This is a genomic window from Steroidobacter sp. (genome assembly GCF_016790065.1).
Lineage (GTDB): Bacteria > Pseudomonadota > Gammaproteobacteria > Steroidobacterales > Steroidobacteraceae > Steroidobacter.
In genome coordinates this window covers 1-2,123 of record NZ_JAEUPY010000264.1, presented here as the reverse complement: position 1 = coordinate 2,123, position 2,123 = coordinate 1, and the positions used below count along the sequence as shown (strand labels likewise).

Below are 2,123 nucleotides of genomic sequence, written 5' to 3'. Positions count from 1 at the left end.
AGTTCCGTCGTGCCCCAGCGCATCAACTCTCGGGGGTTCGAAACCGCGTTTGCGATCAACGGGAATGCGGCAACATCGCCTCTGGTCGCACCCGACACGGCGGGCCTCGAGCGCGTCGAGGTGCTGATGGGACCGGCCTCGGTGCTCTACGGCGCCATGGAGCCGGGTGCCGTCATCAATATGGTGACCAAGAAGCCGCTGCGCCAACATCACTTCGCCGCCGAGCTGGAGATGGGAAGTTATGACTGGAAGCGGGCGACCACGGATCTCGGCGGACCCTTGAGCGATCGGATTCGTGGACGATTGAACGTGGCCTACGAAACGAAGGAAACGTTCTATGACAACTGGCGCCGCGATCGTACTTACGTCGCCCCCGTGGTCGAGTTTGGGTTGAGCGACGCGACGACGCTGACGCTCGAAGCCTGGTACGCGCGCTTCGAGGACAAGAACGGCGCTTACGATCGACGCTTGCCGGTGCAGGGCATGCTGCTGCCCAATCCGAACGGTCAGGTCGCGGAGCACTTGTCGGCGGCCGTCCCAGGCCTGTCGAATTACTACCGCCAGGCCTACAACTACAGCGCCAACCTGGTGCACAAATTCAGTGACAACTGGAGTTTGAGCGGCACCGCGATCTACGACAAGAGCAGTCGCAAAGGCATCATCTGGGGCACCAGTTTCGTCATCAACCCGGATCTGATTTCGGCCCGGCGCAGTATCACTCGCCAAGATGAGGAACAGCCCACGTACTTCGCCAATGTCGGATTGCGCGGCCAGTTCGACACCGGAGCGGTGACTCACAACGTCATCATGGGCGTCGACTACTACGATAGCGAGTTCGAAGGATTGTCGGCCAACGTCAGAGTCGCCGACTTGAGTCTGTTCACGCCATCCACCGGCACGGTGAGCCTTCCTGCACTCAACATTCACAACAAGCTGTTGAGTAAGAACAAAGGCGTGTTCCTGCAGGAGCGTGCCCGGATCGGTGCGAAGTTGGATTTGCTGGTGGGGTTGCGCTGGAGCGAGGTCGAATCGATATCGGCACGTAGCACGCTGCCCGCGGCATTGCCGCCTCTGACAGGTGTGAAACAGGACAAGACCTCGACGCAGTTCGGTGTGATCTATGACGTTACCGACGCGCTGACGGTGTATGCAAGCCGAGTCACGTCGTTCGTTCCTCGCAGCGGTAGCACCGCAGGTGGCACGGCATTCGCGCCGGAGACCGGTATTCAGTACGAAGTCGGTGGCAAGTTCGTGCTGGGCGAGTCGGGCCTGACCGGCAATGTCGCGGTTTACAGCATCGAGAAGCCCAATGTCTTGACGCCCGACAATGCCAATCCCGGCTTTCTGGTCGCGATCGGCGAAGCGAAGTCTCGGGGCGCGGAGTTGTCGTTGAGCGGCCGGCCGATGCCGGGGCTGATTTTCCAGACGGCTTACGGCTATCTGGAAACCGAGGCCGAAGGTGGATTCGACCTGCGGCACTCGCCGAAGAACACCGTGACGTTGTTCACCCGCTATGACGTGCAGTCTGGCGTGCTTCACGGCTTCGGCGCGTCCGGCACGCTGCAGTATCGCGACACCATCTATCCCGGTGCAGCGGGCGGGTTGCAATTTCCAAGCTACACGCGGCTGGACTTGGGGCTTCACTATGTAGCCAACGAGCATTTGGAGTTCGGCCTCAATGTGAAGAATGCCACCAACGAGCAGATCTGGGATTCGGACGGGCCCAACTGGGTAGCGATCGGCGAAGGCCGGACTTACGTGGCCGGCATGAAAGTCGCCTTGCGCTGACCACCGCGCACATCGAGTGCCTAGGGGCGATGAATGAAAAACAAGATCTTGATTCTGGTTCTGTGGGGGCTGGCGCATTTCGCGCCAGCCACGGCAGCCGATGCGCCCAACGCGACGCGTGAGGCGGCGGCGCTCATCGAGCGCATGAACGATTCTTCGGCACCCGGTGGCGTGGTGGGCATCTTGGATTTGCAGAAGCATCAGTGGCTGCTGCAGAAGGCCTTTGGATTGGCCAATGTCGATACTGGCAAGCGCAATGGGGTCGACACGATTTTCTGTGTCGCCTCAGTGTCGAAACAGTTCACGGCCACGTTGGCCGCGATCGCCGCTCACAA

General features: G+C 60.5%; 2 protein-coding genes. Both read left to right on the top strand.

Annotated elements, in window-relative coordinates:
* Positions 1-1,788, top strand: a 1,788-nt coding sequence (locus tag JNL55_RS11575; protein ID WP_293852981.1) for a TonB-dependent siderophore receptor, incomplete at its 5' end; no start/stop codon positions are given.
* A gap of 33 nt (positions 1,789-1,821) precedes the next feature.
* The coding region (locus JNL55_RS11570; RefSeq protein WP_293852980.1) for a serine hydrolase at positions 1,822-2,123 on the top strand (302 nt) is incomplete at its 3' end.